16 protein-coding genes are annotated in these 18,869 nt (G+C 68.9%); 9 read left to right on the forward strand and 7 right to left on the reverse strand.

Annotated features, from left to right (window positions below):
* Nucleotides 1-2 precede the first annotated feature (2 nt).
* Both KB201_RS02180 and KB201_RS02185 read right to left on the reverse strand, forming a co-directional pair.
* Nucleotides 3-920 carry a TatD family hydrolase gene (locus tag KB201_RS02180; RefSeq protein WP_078112217.1) on the reverse strand — a complete coding sequence of 306 codons (918 nt, stop codon included), beginning with the start codon at nucleotides 918-920 and terminating at the stop codon, nucleotides 3-5.
* A 53-nt stretch (nucleotides 921-973) separates the two neighbouring features.
* Nucleotides 974-1,807, reverse strand: a complete 834-nt coding sequence (locus tag KB201_RS02185; RefSeq protein WP_078112154.1) for a PhzF family phenazine biosynthesis protein — start codon at nucleotides 1,805-1,807, stop codon at nucleotides 974-976.
* Nucleotides 1,808-1,988: 181 nt separating this feature from the next.
* Between KB201_RS02185 and KB201_RS02190 the strand changes: the two genes are divergently transcribed.
* The 7 genes from KB201_RS02190 to KB201_RS02220 all read left to right on the forward strand — a co-directional run bounded on the left by KB201_RS02190 (nucleotide 1,989) and on the right by KB201_RS02220 (nucleotide 11,065).
* Entirely contained in the window at nucleotides 1,989-2,711 is a 723-nt protein-coding gene (locus KB201_RS02190; protein ID WP_078112155.1) for an HAD family phosphatase, read from the forward strand.
* Nucleotides 2,708-5,065, forward strand: coding sequence for a glycoside hydrolase family 65 protein (locus KB201_RS02195; RefSeq protein ID WP_165630310.1), 2,358 nt, complete (start codon nucleotides 2,708-2,710; stop codon nucleotides 5,063-5,065). The genes KB201_RS02190 and KB201_RS02195 overlap by 4 nt, the downstream gene beginning before the upstream one ends.
* Before the next feature lie 65 nt (nucleotides 5,066-5,130).
* Nucleotides 5,131-5,826, forward strand: coding sequence for a HEAT repeat domain-containing protein (locus tag KB201_RS02200; protein WP_211538225.1), 696 nt, complete (start codon nucleotides 5,131-5,133; stop codon nucleotides 5,824-5,826).
* A 2-nt stretch (nucleotides 5,827-5,828) separates the two neighbouring features.
* On the forward strand, nucleotides 5,829-6,818 hold the full coding sequence (locus KB201_RS02205) for a HEAT repeat domain-containing protein (RefSeq protein WP_078112157.1): 990 nt from the start codon (nucleotides 5,829-5,831) through the stop codon (nucleotides 6,816-6,818).
* Nucleotides 6,819-6,974: 156 nt separating this feature from the next.
* Nucleotides 6,975-8,549, forward strand: coding sequence for a methionine--tRNA ligase (gene metG / locus KB201_RS02210; RefSeq protein WP_211538226.1), 1,575 nt, complete (start codon nucleotides 6,975-6,977; stop codon nucleotides 8,547-8,549).
* A gap of 15 nt (nucleotides 8,550-8,564) precedes the next feature.
* Nucleotides 8,565-9,788: an aminodeoxychorismate synthase component I gene (locus KB201_RS02215; protein WP_058251455.1), complete on the forward strand. Its 1,224-nt coding sequence runs from the start codon at nucleotides 8,565-8,567 to the stop codon at nucleotides 9,786-9,788.
* Nucleotides 9,789-9,817: 29 nt separating this feature from the next.
* Nucleotides 9,818-11,065, forward strand: a complete 1,248-nt coding sequence (locus KB201_RS02220) for a helix-turn-helix domain-containing protein (protein WP_058251456.1) — start codon at nucleotides 9,818-9,820, stop codon at nucleotides 11,063-11,065.
* On the opposite strand, the gene rsmI is transcribed toward KB201_RS02220, so the two are convergent.
* On the reverse strand, nucleotides 10,989-11,933 hold the full coding sequence (gene rsmI / locus KB201_RS02225; protein ID WP_058251457.1) for a 16S rRNA (cytidine(1402)-2'-O)-methyltransferase: 945 nt from the start codon (nucleotides 11,931-11,933) through the stop codon (nucleotides 10,989-10,991). The genes KB201_RS02220 and rsmI overlap by 77 nt on opposite strands.
* A gap of 29 nt (nucleotides 11,934-11,962) precedes the next feature.
* On the opposite strand from rsmI, the gene KB201_RS02230 reads away from it, so the two are divergent.
* Nucleotides 11,963-13,492, forward strand: a complete 1,530-nt coding sequence (locus tag KB201_RS02230) for a glycosyltransferase family 39 protein (RefSeq protein WP_211538257.1) — start codon at nucleotides 11,963-11,965, stop codon at nucleotides 13,490-13,492.
* 24 nt (nucleotides 13,493-13,516) lie between these two features.
* On the opposite strand, the gene KB201_RS02235 is transcribed toward KB201_RS02230, so the two are convergent.
* On the reverse strand, nucleotides 13,517-13,933 hold the full coding sequence (locus tag KB201_RS02235; RefSeq protein ID WP_068972385.1) for a DUF5313 domain-containing protein: 417 nt from the start codon (nucleotides 13,931-13,933) through the stop codon (nucleotides 13,517-13,519).
* A gap of 91 nt (nucleotides 13,934-14,024) precedes the next feature.
* Here KB201_RS02235 and KB201_RS02240 point away from each other — a divergent pair, with 91 nt between their 5' ends.
* Nucleotides 14,025-15,338 (forward strand): aminotransferase class I/II-fold pyridoxal phosphate-dependent enzyme, encoded by a 1,314-nt coding sequence (locus tag KB201_RS02240; RefSeq protein ID WP_211538227.1) that lies wholly within the window; start codon nucleotides 14,025-14,027, stop codon nucleotides 15,336-15,338.
* 62 nt (nucleotides 15,339-15,400) lie between these two features.
* Here KB201_RS02240 and KB201_RS02245 read toward each other — a convergent pair whose 3' ends face one another.
* The 3 genes from KB201_RS02245 to KB201_RS02255 are packed head-to-tail and all read right to left on the reverse strand — an operon-like array spanning nucleotide 15,401 to nucleotide 18,846.
* A complete protein-coding gene (locus KB201_RS02245) occupies nucleotides 15,401-17,182 on the reverse strand; it encodes a BCCT family transporter (RefSeq protein ID WP_176455887.1) in 1,782 nt (593 codons plus the stop codon).
* Nucleotides 17,183-17,213: 31 nt separating this feature from the next.
* Nucleotides 17,214-17,600 (reverse strand): GntR family transcriptional regulator, encoded by a 387-nt coding sequence (locus KB201_RS02250; RefSeq protein ID WP_307848022.1) that lies wholly within the window; start codon nucleotides 17,598-17,600, stop codon nucleotides 17,214-17,216.
* A 13-nt stretch (nucleotides 17,601-17,613) separates the two neighbouring features.
* Nucleotides 17,614-18,846 carry an arginine deiminase gene (locus KB201_RS02255; RefSeq protein ID WP_211538228.1) on the reverse strand — a complete coding sequence of 411 codons (1,233 nt, stop codon included), beginning with the start codon at nucleotides 18,844-18,846 and terminating at the stop codon, nucleotides 17,614-17,616.
* Nucleotides 18,847-18,869: the final 23 nt, after the last annotated feature.

The following is an 18,869-nucleotide window of genomic DNA, read 5'->3' on the forward strand; positions in this document are numbered from 1 at the left end:
GATTATGGCAAAGGGATGCCGTAGACGCGCCGCGCGTTCGCCCCGAGGATGCGAGCCATCTCCTCGTCCGCCACGCCACGCACGGCCGCGAGGGCCCGGGCTGTGTACGGCAGACAATAGGACTGATTGGGCTGGCCACGGTAGGGATGCGGGGTCAGGAACGGCGCGTCGGTCTCGACGAGGATCTGGTCGTCGGGGACCAGCTCGGCCGCGACCCGGAGCTCGTCGGCGTTGGCGAAGCTCACAGTGCCGGCGAAACTGAGCATGAACCCACGCTGGACACATTCGCGTGCAACATTTCGGTCACCGGAGAAGCAGTGCATGATCACGGATTCCGGGGCGCCCTCGGCGGCCAGGACGTCGAGTAGATCCCGGTCGGCCTCGCGGTTGTGGATCATCAGCGGCTTGCCGACCCGCTTCGCGAGGTCGATGTGCCAGCGGAACGTCTCGTGCTGCACCTCGGGCGACGCACAGTCGTCGGACTTCCCGGGCCAGTAGTAGTCGAGCCCGGTCTCGCCCACCGCGACGACTCGCGGGTGACGCACCATCCGCTCGAGCTCGGCGGCGGTCTCGTCGTTCAGATCGCCGGCATGCATCGGGTGCAGGGCCACCGCCGCGTAGACGCGATCGTCCCACTCCGCGGCGGCGACCGCCCACCGTGCATCGACCATGTCGTCGGCGACGGTGACCACATGGCCGACGCCGACGCCCTGCGCGTGGTCGCAGATCGCGCGGACCGTCTCGGCGTCGCGTCCGCCGCATGCAGCGAGGTGGGTGTGCGCGTCGACGAGGCCGGGCAGCGGCGCCGGGTCCGGTGGCGGTTCGCGTCGACGTCGCTTCTTGGCGGCTTTGTTGCTCAGGGTCTCGCCGCCACCGCTCTCGGCATCACCCGGCGCCGAGTTCTCCGGGGCGTAGGTCATGGCACCCACCTTGGCACAGCGCGCCGACACCATCCGGTGCGGTCGCGACACCACTAGAGCGTCACCGTCCCCTCGATCACCGTTGTCGTGTCGCCGCCGATCCAGATGTGCTCGCCGTCGTCGTGGACGTGGATGCGGCCGGCCCGACCGAGCGCCGCACCTTGCGCGGCGACGTAGGACGCCGGCGCCTGCCCGGTGGCCCGCAACCACATGGCGATGCCGGCGTTGAGACTGCCCGTCACCGGGTCCTCGGGGACCCCGATGCCCGGCACGAACGCGCGCACCTCGCCGAAGACCTCTCCGTCCCCCGAGCCGTACCGCCCGAACAACCCGACCTTGTGATCGCCGAGGGCAGGGATGTCCGGGGTCACCTCGAGCACCCGCTCGCCCGATTCGAGTTGCAACACCATCCATTCCGGCCCGTTGTCGACCCACTCGGCCGCGCGGACCTCGGCCGTGTCGACCCGTAGCGCCGCGGCGACCTCGGTGACGACGGCGGCGTCGACGGGTCCGGACCGCCGTAACGGCGGCGCCGCGAAGGCCAGCCGTGCACCAGTGCGCCGCAGTCGCACCAGGCCGACGCCGCACTCCTGCACGATGTCCTCCCCCGCAGGCCGGCCGCCCGTCGTCAGCCAGGCATGTGCCGAGCCGAGGGTGGGATGCCCGGCGAACGGCAACTCGCCGTCCGGGGTGAAGATGCGCAGACGGTAATCGGCGGCAGGGTCGGTCGGCGGTAGCACGAAGGTCGTCTCCGACAGGTTCGTCCAGCACGCGAACGCGGCCATCCGGTCGTCGGGGATGTCGGTGGCATCGAGCACCACGGCAACCGGGTTACCACCGGTCCCGGTAGCGGAGAACACATCGATCTGAGCGAATCGTCGAGTCATCGGACCATCGTCTCACCTCCAGTTGTCGCCCGGTCAAAGCCTTTTCGGGCGCGCAGGCGTCGCCGGAGGAACCGCTGTCCGGGACGACGCGTGCGATCGCGCGCCCGCGGCCGGCAGAAAACACCCGGGGTGGCCACGCAAATCGCGCCGGAGTCGCCCGGGACGGGTAGCGTGGCGAAGCGTGTTGGGATTGCCAGATTCGATCACCGTCGCACTGTTCGACCTCGACGGGGTTCTCACCGAGACCGCGGTGCTACACCGCAAGGCGTGGAAGAAGGCGTTCGACGCCTTTCTCGCCGCCCGTGCGGGCGGCGCAGACCACGCCGATTTCGTCGAGTTCACCGACCAGGACTATCTGGACTACGTCGACGGACGTCCCCGTGAGGACGGCGTCCGGGCCTTCCTCGCCTCTCGCGGAATCGACGATGTCGACGCGCAGACCGTGACCGCGATCGGAGACGGGAAGAACGACATGTTCCTGGTCAGCCTGGCCGAGGACGGCGGGCAGGCCTATCCGGGGTCCGTGCGATATCTCGAGGCGGCGCGCGACGCCGGTCTCCGGATCGCCGTGGTGACCTCCTCGAAGAACGGAGCAGCAGTGCTGGATGCGGCAGACCTGTCGAAATTCGTCGAGGTCCGGGTGGACGGACTCGACATCGTGTCGAAAGGCCTGAAGGGCAAACCCGCACCCGACTCGTTCCTCCTTGGCGCCGAACTGATGGGCGTCGAGCCCGCCGCGGCGGTCGTCTTCGAAGACGCCATCTCCGGCATCGCGGCCGGGAGCGCGGGAGCCTTCGGCTACGTCGTCGGCATCGACCGGGTCGGCGGCGGCCAGGCCGAGGCGATGCGTGCCGCCGGCGCCGACATCGTCGTGAAGGACCTCGTCGAATTGCTCCCCGCATGACCGCCGAGCACGGCCACGATTTCGGCTTCGAGATCCATCCGTGGCAGCTGAAGTGGCGCGGCGGCGTCGATCTGGACATGCTGGGCCGAACCGAGACGCTGTTCGCACTGTCCAACGGGCACATCGGTTTACGCGGGTCCTTCGAAGAGGGTGAGCCGGTCGATCATCCCGGCACGTACCTCAACGGCTTCTACGAGCTGCGCGGCCTGCCCTATGCCGAGAGCGGCTACGGATATCCCGAATCCGGACAGACCGTCGTCAACGTGACCGACGGCAAGATCATTCGGCTGCTGGTCGAGGACGAGCCGATGGACCTTCGGTACGGGCGTACCGAGGAGCACGAACGGACGCTGGACTTCCGGACCGGCACCCTGCGTCGTCACACGGTGTGGACCTCACCCACCGGCCGGAAGGTCCGCATCAAGTCCGAGCGCCTCGTGTCCTTCACCAAACGCACGATCGCCGCGATCCGATACGAGGTCGAGCCGGTCGACGAGGACATGAAACTCGTTCTGCAGTCCGATCTCCTGGCCAACGAGCCGGTTCCGGCACCGGGCAACGACCCGCGCCTGGCGGCGGCACTCGACGCCCCGCTTGTCTCCGACCTCGCCACCTGTCGCAACTACTGGGGCATGCTGGTCCACCACACCAAGAAGTCCGGCCTGCACATGGCGGCCGGCATGGACCACGAGATCTACTTCCCCGACAAGGCCGACACCTTCATCCGCGCCGACGGCGACCTGGCCCGGCTCACCATCGCGGCCAACGTGCCGAAGGGCAAGAGTCTCACCCTCACCAAGTACATGGGGTACGGCTGGTCGGCCCGACGCTCGGTGCCGGCGCTGCGCGCCCAGGTCGACGCGGCCCTCGCGATGGCGATGGAGACCGGTTGGGATTCGCTCAAGGCCGACCAGGTCCGGTACCTCGAGGACTTCTGGCGCGACGCCGACGTCGAACTCGACGGCGATCCCGAACTGCAGCAGGCGGTTCGCTTCGCGTTGTTCCATGTCCTGCAGGCCGGCGCGCGCGGTCAGTCCCGCGCGATCCCGGCCAAGGGTCTCACCGGCCCCGGCTACGACGGTCACACCTTCTGGGACACCGAGAGTTTCATCCTCCCGATGCTCACCTACACCGTGCCCGCCGCCGCCGGCGAGGAATTGCGATGGCGCCACTCCACCATGGACAAGGCGAAGTCCCGGGCCGCCGAACTGGGGCAACGCGGGGCCATGTTCCCGTGGCGCTCGATCAACGGCGACGAGTGTTCGGGGTACTGGCCCGCGGGCACCGCGGGCGTCCACGTCTCCGCCGACATCGCCAACGCCACCGCGCGCTACCTGCGGGCCACCAACGACGAACAGTTCGAAACCGAATGCGGCGTCGAACTTCTCGTCGAGACCGCCCGACTGTTCGCCGGGCTCGGGCACCACGATGTGAACGGTAAGTTCCGCATCGACGGGGTCACCGGTCCCGACGAGTACACCGCCGTCGTGAACAACAACACCTTCACCAACCTGGCGGCGCAACAGAATCTGCGCGACGCCGTGGCGGCGGTGCATCGCCGTCCGGATCTCGCCGAGCAGTTCGGGGTCACGACCGCCGAGGCGGCGCACTGGGAAGCGTGCGCCGACGACATGACGATCCCCTTCGACGACGCGCTCGGCGTGCACCAGCAGTGTGAGTCGTTCACGTTGTTGGGCGCCTGGGACTTCGAGTCGTCGGTGGGACGCTATCCGCTGCTGTTGAACTACCCGTACTACGACCTCTACCGCAAGCAGGTGGTCAAGCAGGCCGACCTGGTCTTCGCGACCTACCTGTTCGGGGACGCCTTCACGCCCGAGCAGAAGCTGCGCAACTTCGACTACTACTACCCGCTGACCGTTCGTGACTCGTCGCTGTCGGCCTGCTGCGAGGCGGTCACCGCCGCCGAGGTCGGTTACCCCGATCTCGCCTACGACCTGCTCGCCGAGTCCGTGTTCACCGACCTGCACGACCTGCACAACAACGTCAGCAGTGGCCTGCACATCGCGGCTCTCGCCGGTGCCTGGACCGACTGCGTGGCGGGTTTCGGCGGTATGCGCGACTTCGGCGGGAACATCACGTTCGCACCGCGGCTCCCGAAACGACTGACCTACATGTCCTTTCGCATGATCATCCGGGACTCGAAGATCGTGGTGGCCGTCGACAAGGAGAACGCGACATACCGGCTGCTGTCGGGTCCGCCGATCGACCTGGCGCACCACGGCGAGAAGTTCACGCTCGAATCCGCGCCGATGACCATGCACATTCCGGAGCTGGAATACCGCGAACCGCCGAAGGCCCCGCCGGGGTGCGAACCGTATCGCCGGGAGATCTAGCTCTCGGTGCTTGACCTTCTCACTGTGTCAAGCGCTCAGATGGGTGGCGAAGGAGGTGGTCGACGATGACCGACCAGACAACCCACGCGCCCGACCCTGCCCTGCTGGCGGCGCTCGCCGCCGACGACGCCTCGACGAGGCTGCGTGCCGCGATGGCGGCGGGCAGCAACCCCCATCCCGGCTACGCCGAGGAGCTGATCCGACGCTGCGGCGTCGAGCCGGATTTCTTCGTGCGGGACATGCTGACCTGGGCCCTCACGCGGTTGCCCGTCGATCTCACGGTTCCCGGACTCGTGACCGAGCTGGAGTCGGCGTCGCCGCAGGCGCGGGCCCAGGCCCTGCACACCCTGTCGAAGATCGGGGATCGATCGGCGTGGACGTCGATCACCCTCGCGCTCCTGCACGACACGGACGACGAGGTGGCGCGCGCCGCGTGGCGGACCGCCGTCGGCCTGGTCCCGTCCGGGCGGGAGACCTGGCTCGCGAACGAACTGGCCGGCGAACTCGGTCGTGGGAGCACGGACGTGCAGCGGAGTCTCAGCCGTGCCCTGGCCGGGCTCGGAGGCTTCGCCGCCGGACCATTGACCGCCGCGAAGAGGCGCGGCGATCTGACGGTACGGGCACACGTGGCCGCCACCGAGCGGTTGATCGACGACCCGGACAGCGACTTCGCCGCTGCGTTGGAGTACGCGACACGGTTGGTGAACAGCGATGCCGCGGCTGAGGATTCGTCGGCGATCGGGCCAGAGGACGGTACGTAGCGGTGCTGATCGGCGAGGTGGCGCGGCATACCGGTCTGAGCAACCGGATGCTGCGCCACTATGACTCGCTCGGCCTCGTCCGGGCCACGGGCCGGACGTCGGGCGGTTATCGCGAATACTCCGACGCCGACCTCGAACGGCTGATGCACGTCGAGAGTCTCCGCTCGCTCGGACTGTCGCTGCGGGAGGTGGGACTCGCGCTCGACGACCCGGAGTTCGCGCCGGACTCGCTCATGGACCGGCTCGTCGACGACACGAAGGCGAGGATGGCCGCCGACGCGCAACTCCTCGAGCGCCTGCAACATGTCCGGGCGACGGGCCCCTCGGACTGGTCGTCGGTGCTGGGTGTGATCGGCCTCCTCCGTGCGGTCCAGTCCGAGCATGCGGCGCTTCGTCAGCAGGCCGCACTGCTCGCCGGGGAGGTGGGCGTGTCCGGGGATTCGCTGGCCGACGCGCTGCTGGCCGAGACCGATCCCAACGTCGCCGGCGCGCTGCGCTGGGCCCTCGCGCAGCGGCCGGGCGGCGTCGAGCGTCTCGCCACCGGCGCGTCGGACCCCGACCCGTCGATCCGACGCCGAGCGGTCACCGCCCTCGCCGCCGTCGACGAGACCCCGGAGGTCGCCTCGGTGTTGCGCGGACTGCTCGACGACCCCGACACCGTGGTCCGACGCATCGCCGCCCTGACCCTCGGGCGTCGCGGCTTCGCCGCTGCGGTCGATGCACTGGTCGAGCTCATCGCAGCCGGCGACCGGGACGTCGAGGCCGCCGAGATCCTCGCCGGCCACGAGGCACATCGAGAGCGGATCGTCGACCTGCTCGTCGACCGCCTGGGCGCCGACCCGGACGCGGCCGTCCGATCGAGGCTGGTGCAGGCGCTCGCCGAAATCCCCGGTACCGCATCGACTTCGGCGCTACAGGTGTACATCCATGATGCCGACGACATGGTCGCCAGGACAGCGGTCGTGATTCTGGACCAGCGGCCGGTGGACTGAGCGCCAGGTTTCATGAGCCGCACACCCACCCCATTTCGGTGAACCCACGTCCACACCGGGCCGTGGGTTCACCGAAAAGGGGTGGGTGTGAACCGACCGAATCGGCCGGACCGGAATTGGGTCCGGTCGCGCGCGGTCGGTAGTCTGTTGGGCACTATGGCACCCGATCTGACCAGCCCTGATCCGTCCGGCGCGTCCCACGGCGGCGGACGCCCGTACTACATCACCACCGCGATCGCCTACCCCAACGGCGCTCCGCACATCGGGCACGCCTACGAGTACATCTCCGCCGACGCACTCGCGCGGTTCAAGCGGCTCGACGGGTTCGACGTCCGGTTCCTGACCGGCACCGACGTCCACGGGCAGAAGATGCAGCAGACCGCCGCCGCGGAGGGCATCCCCACCGCGGAACTGGCCAAGCGGAACTCCGACCGATTCCAGGCCCTGCAGGAACGCCTCGGGTCCAGCTTCGAACGCTTCATCCGCACCTCCGACGAGGACCACAAGCGGGCGTCGGAGGAACTGTGGAAGCGGATGAGCGACCGCGGCGACATCTACCTGGACAAGTACTCGGGCTGGTACGACGTCCGCGACGAGACCTTCTACGCCGAGGCGGACACCCGGGTCGACGAGTCCGGCGACCGCGTCGCGACCGACACCGGGCACGTGCTCACCTGGACCGAGGAGGAGACCTACTTCTTCCGCCTCTCGGCATACCAGGACAAACTCCTGGAGCTCTACGAGTCCCAGCCGGACTTCGTCGGCCCCGACGTCCGGCGCAACGAGGTCATCAGTTTCGTCAAGGGCGGTCTCACCGATCTGTCGGTGTCGCGCACGACCTTCGATTGGGGCGTCCCGGTGCCCGGCCATCCCGAACACGTCATGTACGTGTGGGTCGACGCCCTGACCAACTACCTCACGGGCGTCGGATTCGTCGACGACCCGGAAGCCTTCGCGCGGTTCTGGCCGGCCGACCTGCACATCATCGGCAAGGACATCATCCGGTTCCACTGTGTCTACTGGCCCGCGTTCCTGATGAGTGCGGGCGTCGAACTGCCGAAGCGGGTGTTCGCGCACGGGTTCCTGTTCAACAAGGGCGAGAAGATGAGCAAATCGGTCGGCAACGTCGTCGACCCGGAGAACCTCATCGACGAGTTCGGGCTCGACCCGGTGCGGTTCTTCTTCCTCCGTGAGGTGTCCTACGGACAGGACGGTTCGTACTCCGCCGAGGCGATCGTGTCGCGTATCAACGCCGACCTGGCCAACGAGTTCGGCAACCTGACCCAGCGCACCTTGTCGATGATCGGCAAGTATTTCGACGGCACCCTGCCGGCACCGGGCGAACTGACCGACGTCGACACCGCGCTCCTCGCGCGTGCCGACTCCCTGCTCGACGCCGTGCGGGCCCACATCGACAACCAGGCCATCCACCTGGCGCTGGAGACCCTGTGGGCGACGCTGGCCGAGACCAACCGGTACATCTCGGCGCAGGAACCGTGGAAGCTGGCCAAAACCGACCTCAAGCGCACCGGCACGGTTCTCTATGTCTGCGCCGAGGTCGTGCGCATCGTCGCACTCCTGAGCCAGCCGGTCATGCCGGAGTCGTCCAACAAGATCCTCGATCTGCTCGTCGCCGACGTCGATCGTCAGTTCACCGCGGTCGCCACCCGGCTGGAACCGGGAACCGTGCTGCCGAAGCCGACTCCGGTGTTCCCGCGATACGAGAACTGAACTCGCGCATCCGGAATGGTCGCGTCGAACGGGGTGGGATCTGCGTTGCCCGGCCCGGTTGCGGCAGCGCCGGCGCTCGACGTGCTCCGCGCCCTGCACGCCGAGACCGCCGCCCGTCGCCTGCCGCCGCCCGCCGCGCTGATCGGTGACTGGTACGACGCCGACGCGGTCATCGCACCGTCGGTCGCGCTGACGCCCGGCTGCCTCCCGCCCGACGATCCCGACCGGTTCTGGTTCGGCTACCTCGGGTTCCCGGTGCGGCCGGACGAGGCGCCGTTGCCGGCGAACGTCGGCGGGCACACCGACGGCGTGCTCGTGCTCCGCGACGGCCGATGGGAGTCCGTCGGCACCGGCATCCCCGACTGGGTGACGGCGACCATCCGTGCCGCCGGCGACCGTTCCTCGGCCCGGCCGAGCGCCACCACCCCACTGTCGGCGACGGAATGGCATGCCCCCGAGCGGGTTCCGCACCTCGCCGCCATCGCGAGATGCCTCGACGCGATCCGGGACGGCGAGGTCTACCAGGCCTGTGTGTGCACCCGCTTCACCGGAACGCTCAGCGGCGACCCCGTCGACTTCTTCACCGAACTCGCGGGCGCCACCGCACCGGCGAAAGCCGCTTTCCTACAAGGTGACTGGGGTACAGTGGCGAGCCTGTCGCCGGAGACGTTCCTGCGCCGGACCGGCAACATCATCACGTCGTCGCCGATCAAGGGCACCCTGCCCGCGCACGCCGACCCCGACGCGTTGGCGGCGTCGGCCAAGGACATCGCCGAGAACATCATGATCGTCGACCTGGTCCGCAACGATCTGGGACGCATCGCGGTGACCGGCAGCGTGCGGGTACCCGAGCTCCTGTCGGTCGTGCCCGCCCCGGGCGTCTGGCACCTCGTCTCGCGGGTGGAGGCCATCGTGGCACCGGGCACGGGCAACGACGCCGTTCTCGCGGCGACGTTCCCGCCGGCGTCGGTCACCGGCACCCCGAAGCTGCGGGCGATGGAACTCCTCGACGACTGGGAGGCCGATGCTCGCGGTGTGTACTGCGGGGCCATCGGCATGGCCGGACCCGACCGCGCCCTCGATCTCAACGTCGCCATCCGGACCGTGGAGATCGCACCCGACGGGGCCCTCGCCCTCGGTGTCGGCGGTGGGATCACCATCGATTCCGACCCGGCCCGGGAATGGCAGGAGTGCCTCGACAAGGCCGCGAGCATCGTGGGGTCGCGCGGATCGGCATGATCGAGTGCCGCTTTGGGTACGATTCCGCCATGACTGTGCCCATCCGGTCGTCCACCGATCTCGCGGTGCTCGATCGTGATCTGCGCCGTGACCACGATGCCTTCATGTCGGGCGGCACCCCGCGTGCCGAGGTCCCGGGGGATGTCGTCGAATCATGGGGTCGTGTCCGGTCGGGTCGACACCGGTCCACCGTCGACACGCACGATCCGGGCCACATCTCCGACGACGAACTCGAGACACGCCGGGCCGCGCACCCGCTACGGGACGCGGTGCAGCCGCTGCAGCGTCTGTTCGCCCAGTCGGCGGACGACGCATCGATGACCCTGGGCGTGTTCGACGCGGACGGCGTGCTGCTGTGGCGGGGAGGTTCGGCGTCGGTTCTCCCGGAGGCCGATCGACTCGACCTCGTCGAGGGCAGCCGCTGGGACGAGAACTCCACCGCGACCACGGCCGTGGGCCTCGCGGTTCATCTCCAGCGCCCGACCCGGTTGTTCGGCGCCGAGCACTACTACAGTTCGCTGCACGGACTCTTCTGCACCGCGGTGCCGGTGCACGACCACCGCACCGGCGACATGATCGCCATCGCCGGCCTGGCGGGCCCGGCCATGGAGATGCAGCCGGCGGCATCGGCGTTCACCTCGGCGCTGGCCGCACTCGGCGAACACGAGATCACCCTCGCCCACCAGCGAGAGCTCGCCGAACTCCGGTTTTCCGGCCAGGCGCAGTTGGCCGGCCTGCACGGACCGGGACTGCTCATCGACGACGACGGGTGGGTGGCCGAAGGCCGCGGCTGCACCCCGCCCGTGCGCGTCGCGGTCCCGACGGACGACATGCGTCAGTTCGTGCCGGGACTGGGGATCTGTGTGGTCGAACGTCTCGGCCGCGGATGGCTGGTGCGTCCGGCGGGTCCGTCCGGCCCGGTCCTGGCCGAGCTCTCCCTCGACGGTGAGCCGACGGTCACGGTGACCGGCGACGGTGAACCGTGGCGCACCGTCCTGACCCGTCGCCACGCCCAGATCCTGCTGTTGCTCGCCGACGCCGGCGAGCAGGGCCTCACCTCACAGCGGTTGAGCCAGCTGCTCTTCGGCGACGACGGCCACACGGTGAGCGTGCGCGCCGAACTGTCGCGGCTGCGCCGGGTGGTCGGCGCGCTCGTCTCGAGCCGCCCCTACCGCCTCGCGCCGCGGGTGGAGTTGCGCGTCAGCCCGGATCAGCTCGACGTCTTTCGAGCACCTGCTGGTAGACGTCGCGTCGAGAGGCAGCGGAACCCTGCGTGACCGCGGCGCAGGCGTCTTTGAGGCGCATGCCGCCGGCCACGAGTTCCTCGGCTCGATCGGCGAGGTCGTCGATGTCGGGTTCGGCCGCGACCGCACCCGCGATCACGACGGTGATCTCGCCGCGGACGCCCCCACTCGCCCATTCCGCGAGTTCGGCGAGTCCGCCGCGCCGGACCTCCTCGTAGGTCTTGGTCATCTCACGGCACACCGCCGCGCGACGGTCCGGACCGAGGATCTCGGCCGCGGCCGCCAGCGTGTCGGCGAGCCGGTGCGGCGATTCGAAGAAGACCGCGGTCCGGGGCTGGGACACCAGTTCGCGCAGCCACGCGGCCCGGGCGCCGGGCTTGCGGGGAGCGAACCCCTCGAAACAGAACCGCTCGGAGGGCAGTGCCGACACCGCGAGGGCCGTCGTCACCGCCGACGGTCCGGGCAGTGCCGTGACTGGTAGTCCGGCGTCCGCGCATGCCACGACGACGCGGTATCCGGGATCGCTGACCGACGGCATCCCGGCGTCGGTGATGAGCAGTACGGTCTGCCCCTCGGCGATCGCGCTGACGAGACCCGGCGTACGGGCGGCCTCGACCTGGTCGTAATAGCTGACCAACCGCCCGCCGATCTCGACATCGAGCGCCGCGGCCAGCGCACGGGCGCGACGGGTGTCCTCGGCGGCGACGATGTCCGCGGTCCGCAGCGCCGCACGCAGACGCGGCGAGGCGTCGTCGACCTGTCCCATCGGGGTGGCCGCCAACACCAGCCGGCCGCGCGCGTCCGACGAGTGACCGGGACCGGGATCGGCGTCCCCGGTGGCGTCACGAGACACGGTCGTATCGTCGTCGAGCTGGGGCGAGTCGGACTGGGCGGCGTTCATCGACAGCCAGCTTACGAGGGACCACTAGGATCGATCGGGTGCCACCTCGCCTGGGCCCGGACGTGCCCGCACCGCTCTTCGGTGCCCCCGACCGCGGGCGTGGACTCCTCGTCGGCGTGGTCATCGCATTGCTGGCCACCATCACCCGCTTCTGGGCCCTGACCCACCCCACCGACAAGGGCACGCCAGTCTTCGACGAGAAGCACTACGTCCCGCAGGGCTGGCAGGTGCTGACCGGCGGCAACTGGATCGAGGACAACCCGGCGTACGGCCTCGTCGTGCATCCGCCGGTCGGCAAGTGGATGCTGGCCGCCTCGGAAGCGGTCTTCGGTTACGGACCGCTCGGATGGCGCGTCGCACCGGCCATCTCGGGCGTCCTCATCGTCGTGTTGATCTACTGTGCGGTTCGGCGGCTCACGCGTTCGACGCTCGTCGGAGCGATCGCGGGTGTGTTCGCGATCTGCGACGGCGTGCTGTTCGTGCAGTCCCGGATGGGCATGCTCGACATCTTCCAGACGCTGTTCATCGTGGCCACCTTCGCCGCGCTCGTCGCCGACCGCGACCAGGTGCGGGAGCGTATGGACCGCGTGTACCGCGAGGGCCGGATCGCCGACAGTCCCTTCGGGCCGCGCCTCGGCTTCCGGTGGTACCGGTTCGTCGCCGGCGTGATGCTGGGGCTCAACTGCGGCACCAAGTGGTCGGGCATCTACTACGTCATCTTCTTCACCGCACTGGCGATCGGCCTCGATGTGGCCGCCCGCCGGGCGTACCACGTGCAACGCCCCTGGGTGGGCACCCTGGTGCGCGACGTCGTGCCGAGCGGCGCGAGCCTCGCGGTGATGCCGGTCGTCATCTACTTCCTGACCTACCTGCCCTGGTTCAACAGCGAGACGGCCGTCTACCGCTATCAGGTGGGCAACACGATCGGCCCCGACGGACCGTTCGCCTGGGTCCCGGGCGCCTGGCGATCGCTGTGGTACTACGAGTCGGGAATCCTCGAATTCCATTCGGGGCTGACCAATTCGGCGGGCAACCAGCATCCGTGGGAGTCCAAGCCGTGGACGTGGCCGATGAGCCTGCGCCCCATGCTCTACGCGCTCGAGAACGGTCCCGACCAGTGCGGCGCGGGCGAGTGCGTGCGCGCGCAGATGCTGATCGGGTCGCCGGCTCTCTGGTGGCTGGCCTTGCCGATGCTGCTGTGGGGACTGTGGTCGTGGATCGTGCGGCGTGACTGGCGGTACGCGGCGGTCCTGGTCGGCTACCTAGCCGGGATCCTGCCGTGGTTCCTCGCCCTGGACCGGCAGATGTACTTCTTCTATGCGACCGTGCTGGCGCCGTTCCTGGTGATGGGCCTCGCGCTGTGCTGCGGCGACCTGCTGCGTTCGGCCGCGGCGACCGCCCGCGCCCGGCCCGAGCGTCGGGCCCTCGCGATCATGGTGGTGGCGATCTACGTGGGTCTGGTCGTCACCAACTTCGTGTGGTTGTGGCCGATCCTCACCGCTTCCCCGATCTCGCCCGGCCTCTGGCGGCAGCAGATCTGGCTGCCGAGCTGGGGCTGAGCAACCGTGACGCGGCCTGGTCCCCTACCGGGAGACGGACACCGGCCGGCCGTTCTCGCCGCGGTATTTCCGGTGGTACTCGGCGTACAGGTCGGCGTTCTTCACACGATCGACGGCGTTGACGAGCTCGGGGTCCAGTCCGTGCTGGACCAGTCGGTAGCGACGGTAGACCCGGTTCAGGGCGATGGAGAAGAACAGGTACGACAGCAGGATCGGCATCGTCATGGTGATCCGCACTCCCCACGGGGCGGGGACGAACAACATCGGCAGCAGGAGCAGGATGCACGGTATCGACCACCGGGCGACCATCCGCACGGACGCACCGGGACCGGCGAGGTCGTTGCCGACCCATTCCGTCATCGAGGCGGGCAGTCGCCCGCCGTACCAGTAGGCAACCTGGCGACCCCAGGTCGGACGGGCGGATTCGGGACTTCGGTTCATGGCGCACAACTCCTGATCTCGGTGCCGTGCGACCACCGTAGCATTTGTCCTAGGACAAAAGAACGTGATCTTGATCAGCAGGGAGGTCGTGGTGAGCGTCGTGATCACCGGGCAGACGGTGCAGGCCATCGTCCAGAGCGTGCGAGACGCCATCGTCTCCGGCCGTCTGCGACCGGGCGACTCATTGCCGCCGATCCGTGAACTCGCAGCCGAGTTGGGAGTCAACCGCAACACCGTGGCCGCTGCGTACCGGCAGCTCGTCTCGGTGGGCGCCGCGGACACCCGCGGCCGGGGCGGAACGGTGGTCGCCGACCGGCTCCACCCCGGCAGTGAACTCGCCGCTCCCGCGGACACCATCGATCTCGCCGATGGCAATCCCGATCCCGATCTCCTGCCCGACCTGCGCGCCGCGATCGCCGCGGCCCCCTACCGACCGACGATGTACGGAACCGCCGCGGTGGCGCCGGCACTGCGGGAGGCGGCGTCGGTGCTGTTCGGGGAGCACCCGCAACGGGGGGAACTCATCGCGACCCACGGAGCCGTCGACGCGATGGAGCGGCTGCTGAACACCCACCTCGTCCGCGGCGACTGCGTCGCAGTGGAGAATCCGTGCTTCCTCGCCAGCGTCGGCACGATCCGCGTCAACGGGTACCGCGCGCTCCCCATGGAGCTCGACGAGCACGGCATGCGCCCCGATCATCTGGCGCGGGCGCTCGGTGCGGGCGCCCGAGCGGTCATCGTCACCTGCCGCGGTCACAACCCCGGCGGGATCGCCCTCTCCGCGGCTCGTGCCGATGAACTACGCACGGTTCTCGAGCGATACCCCGAGGTGCTCGTCATCGAAGACGACCACTTCTCACTCCTGTCGGTTCGCGACTATCAGCGGGTGATCCCGGACAACAGCCGACACTGGGCGGTCGTCCGGTCCGTCGCGAAATTCCTGGGTCCGGATCTGCGGGTCGCGCTCGTCGATGCCGACCCGACCACGGCCGCCGCGCTCGACGCCCGGCTGCGTTCCGGCCGCCCCTGGGTCAGCCACCTGCTGCAGACCACCGCGGCGCACCTGCTCACCGATCCGGCGACGACCGAGCTCATCGCCACCGCACGCCTCGAATACGCCCGTCGCACACGACTTCTCACCGACGTGCTCGATGCCCGGGGGGTGGCGTCGACCATGGGACCGCCCGACGGGATCAACGTGTGGGTCGATCTTCCGCCCGAGGTGCCCGCGGAGCGGGTCGGCGTCGAACTGGCGCGCCTGGGGTGGGCCGTGCAACCCGGGACGGTATTCGCCGTCGACGGGGCCGAGCAGCGAAATGGTCTGCGCGTCACCACCTCCCGGCTCGACCGGGCGACCGCGAAGACCTTCGGCACAGCGCTCGCCGGGGCGGTCGGACAGGGCTGAGGACCCACCGACCCGACGACGACTCACCCACCGGGATCGGTTGCCGACCCCGGTGGGGGTTGTCACACCGTCGGTCCGGTCAACCGGTCGGTGCCGTGAGTGCCCTTGTCCCGAGGCTCGTCGTCCGGCCCCGGGTCGACCGTCGGCTCGGCGGGCGCCGATCCGTTTGCCTGGTCGACGTAGTCGGGGTCGATCTTCTCGAGGTGTCGTATCGCGTCGGCATCGATCGCCTCGAGCTCCCCGGTCGCGATGGCGTTGGCCTGGTCCCGGACATGCTCGTCGACCTGAGCGGTCAGCACGTGGCGGGAGACGATCAGCGGATCGTGTCGGAGGTCGAGATAGAGCGACAGACACATGCCGATCATCACCACGACGAACGGCAACGCGGCGATGATCGCCATCGTCTTGATGCCGTCGAGGGCGTCGTCGCCGCTGATGGCCAGCAGCAGCGCAGCCACGACACCGGTCAGCACACCCCAGAACACGGTGAGGGGACGCGACGGGTGTTCGACGCCGCGCTGCGAGAGAGTGCCCATCACGAGGGACGCGGAGTCGGCGCCGGAGACGAAGAAGATGCCGACCAGGATCATCACCAGCGCCGAGGCCACCCCGGTCCACGGCAGGTGGGCGAGCACATCGAACAGCGTGCTCTCACTGGCCGCGGTGGCCGGATCGAACGCCAGGGTGCCCTCGATGTCCTGATGGATCGCGGTACCGCCGAAGACGCAGAACCAGACCAGCGAGACCGTCGTGGGTACCACCATCACACCGATCACGAACTCGCGGATGGTGCGGCCGCGGCTGATCTTCGCGAGGAACAGACCCACGAACGGGGTCCAGGACACCCACCATGCCCAGTAGAAGATCGTCCAGTCCGCCAGCCACTGATGACCCTCCTCGGTCATGATCGTGGCGTCCGAGCGGGCTGCGAAGCTCGTCAGATCGGTGAAGTAGGCGCCGAGGGTCGTCGGCAGCAGGTTCAGGATGAAGATCGTCGGTCCGACGACGAACACGAACAGTGCCAGCACGATGGCGAGCACCATGTTGATGTTGGACAGCCACTGGATGCCGCGCGCGATCCCCGACACGGCCGACGCGACGAACGCGGCGGTGAGGATGGCGATGATCGCGACCAGCAGCATCTTCGTCGGCTCGTTGACCCAACCGAGGGTGTCGAGTCCCGATCCGATCTGCAGCGCGCCGAGGCCGAGTGATGCCACCGTCCCGAACAGCGTCGCGAAGATCGCGAGGATGTCGATGATCTTCCCGCCCGGGCCGTTGGCCACCCGCGGTCCGAGGAGCCGGGTGAACACCGCGCTCATCAACTGGGTCCGGCCCAGCCGGTACGTGCTGTAGGCCAGCGCCAGCCCGACGACCGCGTACATGGCCCACGGGTGGAAGCCCCAGTGGAACATCGTCGTCGCCATGGCCGCGCGGATGTCGTCGGAGCCGATCTCCGGTGGCGGACTGGCGAAGTGGTAGAGCGGCTCGTAGGCACCGAAGAACATGAGGCCGATGCCCATGCCGGCACTGAACATCATGGCGATCCAGCTCACGGTGCGGAACTGCGGCTTCTCCCCGGTGCGGCCGAGCGGAATCCGGCCGTACTTGGACACGGCGAGGAACACCGCGAAGATCACGAAGCCGGTGGCGGAGAGGATGAACAGCCAGCCGAGGTTCTTGGTGATCCAACCCAGCACCTCGGTGGTCGTCGTGTTGAGACTCTCCTTGTCCCCGATCCCCCAGATCACGAACGCGATGACCAGTACCGCGGTGACCGTGAAGACCACCGGGTCCAGTGTCTGCTTCGGACGCCCGGTGATCACATCCTGTTCACTTGTCATTCGTCAAGCCAATCAATCTCGGTTCAGGTATTCAAGTTCGCCCGAGCGCACGGTTGAGTATCTCAACGATCACGAGATCGTCCAGGCCCAGCTCGCGAGCGGTTTCGACGTACTGCTTGGCAGCCGCGAAACCCGCGTCGAGCGCATCGTGGCGACCCGCCTTGATGAACGAGCCCTGCCGCCCGCGGGTCTCGATGACGCCGGCCGCCTCGAGTTCCCGATAGCTCCGCGCGACCGTGTTGGCGGCCACGCCGAGCCGCGAGGCGAGCGCCCGGACCGTCGGCAGACGCTCGCCGCTGAGCAGTTCGCCGGACTCGATGAGCTCGATGATGCCGACTCGTACTTGCTCGAAGGGCGGCCGGTCGGAGGCCGGGTCGATCTGCAGTGCGTCGAGCGCCACCGGGGTGTCGGGGGTCACCGGATATCCCTCCTCACCGGGGATCACGGGCCAACGGACACGACATGCACCGCGGCCCACCGCGGCCCGATCCCAGTTCCCGACCCTCGATCTCGATGACCTCGATGCCCGAGTCCCGGAGTCGCCGGTTGGTCTCCACGTTCCGGTTGTAGGACACCACCACCCCGGGCGCGAGGGCGAGGGTGTTGTTGCCGTCGTCCCACTGCTCCCGCTCGGCCGTCACCGGATCGAGCCCGGTGTCGATGACACGCAGCTTGGTGATGCCCATCGCCTCGGCGGCGGCGTCGACGAAGGGCCGCTCCCCGGTGATCCGGACCGCGTCGGTCGCGGCGTCGTGCACGAGGGTGAATGCGGACATGGTGTCGCGGATGTTGGGATACATCACCACGGCGTCGGTGTCGACCATCGTGCAGACGGTGTCGAGGTGCATGAAGGCGCGCGACTGCTCGATCGGCACCGCCAGCACTGTGTGCGCCAGGTGGTCGTCGAACAGACTGCGCGCCAGCGCTTCCGCCCCGGCGGGCGTCGTCCGTTCGCCGACCCCGACGGCCACCACACCGGCGGCGAGCAACAGCACGTCACCGCCTTCGATGGGCGCGACCTGCGATTCGTAGGCCCGCCGCGCCCCGGTGAATCGCGGGTGGTGGGCGTAGATGAGATCGGTCAGTGACGTCTCCCGCGCGCGGGCGGGAAGCGCGAGCGAGGTGATCGCGAACCGGCCGCCGATCCAGAACGAACTGTCGCGGGTGAACAGCAGATTCGGCAGCGGTTCGATCGCGAACTCGGGTCCGTGGTGCATCCGCCGCACGAGCGAGGACCGCTCGGCAGAGGGTGTGATCGGCAGCTCGTCGAACGTCATGCCGGCCGTCAGCACGTACGCGAGGTCGGTCGGCGACAACCCTCGCAGATGGGTCGCGAGATCTTCCGCGAGGTGTGTGCCCAGCCGCCGCGCGCTCACCGCCGCGGCGATGCCCTGGATGCGGGCCGCACCGCTGTGCGCGATGGTCTCGGCGAGCAGGTCACCGAGGAGATAGACGTCGATTCCCCGCTCGCGCAGCACCTCTGCGAAGGCGTCGTGCTCCTCCTGCGCACGCCCGACCCACGGCAGCCCGTCGAACAGGAGCTGGTCGCTGTTACGCGGGGTGAGCCGGCGCAACTCGTCGCCCGGGCGGTGCAGCATGACCGCTCGCAGGGTGCCGACCTCCGAGTCGGCGCCGAGGGCGTAGTCGTAGGCGAGCGCGGTCATCGCTCAACCGTAATTCGTCGTCC

This window comes from Gordonia sp. SCSIO 19800, assembly GCF_018132775.1.
Lineage (GTDB): Bacteria > Actinomycetota > Actinomycetes > Mycobacteriales > Mycobacteriaceae > Gordonia > Gordonia hongkongensis.